The sequence below is a fragment of the Pseudomonas sp. Ant30-3 genome, assembly GCF_000690905.1.
GTDB lineage: Bacteria > Pseudomonadota > Gammaproteobacteria > Pseudomonadales > Pseudomonadaceae > Aquipseudomonas.
On the sequence record NZ_JMCL01000174.1, the window covers coordinates 1 to 3,194 of the forward strand.

A 3,194-nucleotide genomic window follows, 5' to 3' on the forward strand; every position below is an offset into this window, starting at 1 on the left:
GAATGTTGTGCAGGTGTCCGGATTGCGCATGAACCAGAACCGCTTTGACGCTTGCCCAGCTCTCGCTGTCCTCCCTAGTCAGCATCGCTATGAAGACTCAGGCGAAGGTGGAAACAGAAAATTGGCAGTAGAGTAGGCTGAAGAGGATCAATCAGATAATCCGCTGAGAAAGATTTTCTTCTTTACATCTTTGGCATTTTATCAACCAGAAATTCCGGATACCCCACGGCAGATGTACCGGCGGCGGACTACCCAGAGGGTGACCCGTTTGCCGTGAATGGGTAGATCACGATAGGGAACATCACGCTTGCCGAACCGCACGAACTCGCCCTGCACACCGCATTCCTCGCAGGCTATTGGTGTAGGTGCTTCAAGCTGAAAATGTATGTCGTCATTCTGCTCCTCAGAATCCACCAACTGGTACCCAGGAAGGCTTAACGAATTAATCATCTCCCGCCTTGATCAGAAAAACAGGTAGGTGGCGTATGGGCATATAGAAAACTTGATCAGTTTCCTACAAGAGGAATGTTGTGCAGGCGTTTAGATTGGACATGATCCAGAATCTTTTTGAGGCTTGCCCAGCTCTCGCTGTCATCCCTAGTCAGCATCGCTATGAAGACTCAGGCGTAAAGTGGAGACGGAAAATTGACAGAGTAGGCTGAAAAGGATCAACCAAATAATCCGTTGATATAGACTTCCTCCTCTACACTTTGGGCGTTTTGTCAACCAGAAACTCCGGAGACTCAATTAAAGTAGAACTGGCGGGAGCAAATCAGCCAGTTAACCCAAATGTTTTTATTTATTCAAGTCCATAATATTTAGCCATTCAGCGTTTTCTTGACCTATAACGCAGTCTCCATTTTTTCGCATATTGAGCCTAAGATTACAGCGTTTTATTTCTTCTTTGAACTCTTCTGAAGGTATCAACTGAATAGTTTTTAAGAGTTGGTTATAGAATTCAGAATCATCGGTTTTCAATGTATAAAAAACCCACTTTCCTTCACGACTTGCCGAGACTATACCTGCTTTTAAAAGAATTTTTAAGTGACGAGAAACATTGTAGTGTGACTCTCCCAGGACATCCATACCCTCACTAACACAAATTCTTTGATCTATATATGACATTAACCAGACTAATATTAATCTATTAGGCTCAGATAGAGCCTTCATAATATCAATGTAGCTCGAAATCAACGCAATTACCTCCGATCAAAGTTATATAATGCTACGTGAAGCAGCATTATATACTATAGAGTTATAAGACAAAGCTAAAAATCATCCCACCTATGGTCGCAATGGCAAGCACGATTGCAACAAATGCTATTACAGCCCTAGGTTTCAAGACAGTGGATATAATTGCTATCTCGGGTAAGCTAGCACCTGTGCCGCCAATAATCAATGCCATTGCAGCCCCCATCCCCATCCCCTTTCCGATTAACACATCTAGTAATGGTAGAGCCATTTCAATTCGTAGGTAGAGCGGAATACTAATAACAGCAGCAATAGGAATGGCAAACCAATTATCACTACCAACGAATCTTTCGACAATATCAGCAGGCAAAAAAGCGGCTGACAAGGCGCTAATTGCTGCACCAATCAAAACATAGGGAGTAATTTTTTTAAATAAAGCCCAAGCAAACTGTATAGCCAAACCAAGGCGTTCTTTATGTGACTCGGTTTTTTGTGAGGCTGAAGGCAGGCTACATGCCGGCACTGAAGAATAGCCAGAAACTGGTGTCGAAGAGCAACTAACTAGCCCTAATGCTTGATCTTCAACCTGCAGTAAATTTTTCACCTCATTTTTCTTTGTAGAAACACTACAAGTCTGTTTAGGTTCAACTATATCGCGCTTTACTGCATTACGCAGACTTGTAAAGCTGACTATATATCCTGCCGCTATCGCTCCCAGAAATGTCAGTAAAAAATAAATAAAAGCCACTTTGATTCCAAAGGTAGCTGCAATTAATCCAACCACAACAAAGTTTGTTAAAGGAGCTGAAATCAAAAAACTAAATACAGTTCCAGTAGCAATTCCCATTTGCACCATGCCAATCATAACTGGAATCATTGCAGCACTACAAAAAGGGGTTAAAATTCCCATGAGCGCCCCGATTATCGGGCCTTTACTTTCATGCTTGCTTAACTTTTCTTGTAGCTTCTCCTGTGGCACGTAATGCCGGACAAGGCCAGTAATAATTGCGACTGCGGCAATTATCAATAATAGCCCGCTTCCTATATGCAGGAACTCATCCAAAACTATTCCCCAATCACTTTCTTGCATAATAAATTATCTCCCGATTAATGACATCATTCCAACATACGTACACATGTATGTATGTGCATGTGTGCGTATGTTATGATTGGTTCAGAAGCCTGTCAAGTAGGAAGTTGCTCGATACGCGAATGAGTTGAGGCTTCTAGCCCGGAATTCTCATGGTTACCCAGCCAGTTTTATTGGGTGCCTATGAGAAGTACGGGCTAGAGCGATAATCAACCATATTTTCCGGATACCCTTATTTATCTACCGGATAGCTTAGATACTGGAATTTTTGCATTCCATGAAACATCTCGATTAAATGCAAGAACTCCAATAAAAAGCACAGTAGAACTTGGATTTAAAGCGCACAATCCTTCATTGGAAGCGAGAATAGGCTTTGTTGCGTAATTCGATGGAACTAAATCAAGAAACTACGATCTGAGCGGCTACGCCCATCAATCGTCGTAGCCTCATGCCTAAACCTCGTTACAAAACAACTAACTGGAAGCAGTACAATAAATCCTTAATCAACCGTGGCTCTCTGGCCTTTTGGATTGATGAGGAAGCGATAGCTGAGTGGAAGCAAAACAAACAAGGCAAGCGTGGTAGACCTCGCCGATTCAGCGACTTAGCCATTACTACCGCACTGATGGTGAAACGCGTTTTCTCTATGCCCTTGAGAGCGCTGCAAGGTTTTCTAGACTCCGTATTTAGGGTATACGGATTTAATGGTTGATGGGGCACCTTTACCCCACCAACCTGATACCATTATCAGATGGTTGATAGATCGACTCCGTAGTTGAGTTCCTCTGCGAAGTCCGGCAGTCCGTAACCGATGGTTTTCTTGTAGAAAGGAGAGACCTTCGCAGTCGGTGCCTTCTTCTTGTGCTTCGTGGTGTAGAGCATTCGTGCCCGCATCACCTCGAAGGAGTAACCG

2 protein-coding genes and 3 pseudogenes are annotated in these 3,194 nt (G+C 43.2%); 1 reads left to right on the forward strand and 4 read right to left on the reverse strand.

Annotated elements, in window-relative coordinates; genetic code table 11:
• Window positions 1–234 precede the first annotated feature (234 nt).
• From DU29_RS1000000131985 to DU29_RS0128060, 3 genes and pseudogenes are all read right to left on the reverse strand, one after another.
• Window positions 235–450 (reverse strand): annotated as a pseudogene (locus DU29_RS1000000131985) (transposase family protein); the annotation flags it as partial.
• A gap of 345 nt (window positions 451–795) precedes the next feature.
• Window positions 796–1,170 (reverse strand): ArsR/SmtB family transcription factor, encoded by a 375-nt coding sequence (locus DU29_RS1000000131990; RefSeq protein ID WP_081832562.1) that lies wholly within the window; start codon window positions 1,168–1,170, stop codon window positions 796–798.
• Window positions 1,171–1,255: 85 nt separating this feature from the next.
• Window positions 1,256–2,281, reverse strand: coding sequence for a permease (locus tag DU29_RS0128060; protein WP_028624679.1), 1,026 nt, complete (start codon window positions 2,279–2,281; stop codon window positions 1,256–1,258).
• A 448-nt stretch (window positions 2,282–2,729) separates the two neighbouring features.
• Between DU29_RS0128060 and DU29_RS1000000131995 the strand changes: the two are divergent.
• Window positions 2,730–2,975, forward strand: a pseudogene (locus tag DU29_RS1000000131995) (transposase); the annotation flags it as partial.
• A gap of 53 nt (window positions 2,976–3,028) precedes the next feature.
• Here DU29_RS1000000131995 and DU29_RS1000000132730 read toward each other — a convergent pair.
• Window positions 3,029–3,194, reverse strand: a pseudogene (locus tag DU29_RS1000000132730) (ISL3 family transposase); the annotation flags it as partial.

Bases quoted from the DNA above. Each gene is read 5' to 3' on its own strand.
- DU29_RS1000000131990 (WP_081832562.1), bottom strand. From the start codon at position 1,170: ATGAAGGCTCTATCTGAGCCTAATAGATTAATATTAGTCTGGTTAATG.
- DU29_RS0128060 (WP_028624679.1), bottom strand. From the start codon at position 2,281: ATGCAAGAAAGTGATTGGGGAATAGTTTTGGATGAGTTCCTGCATATA.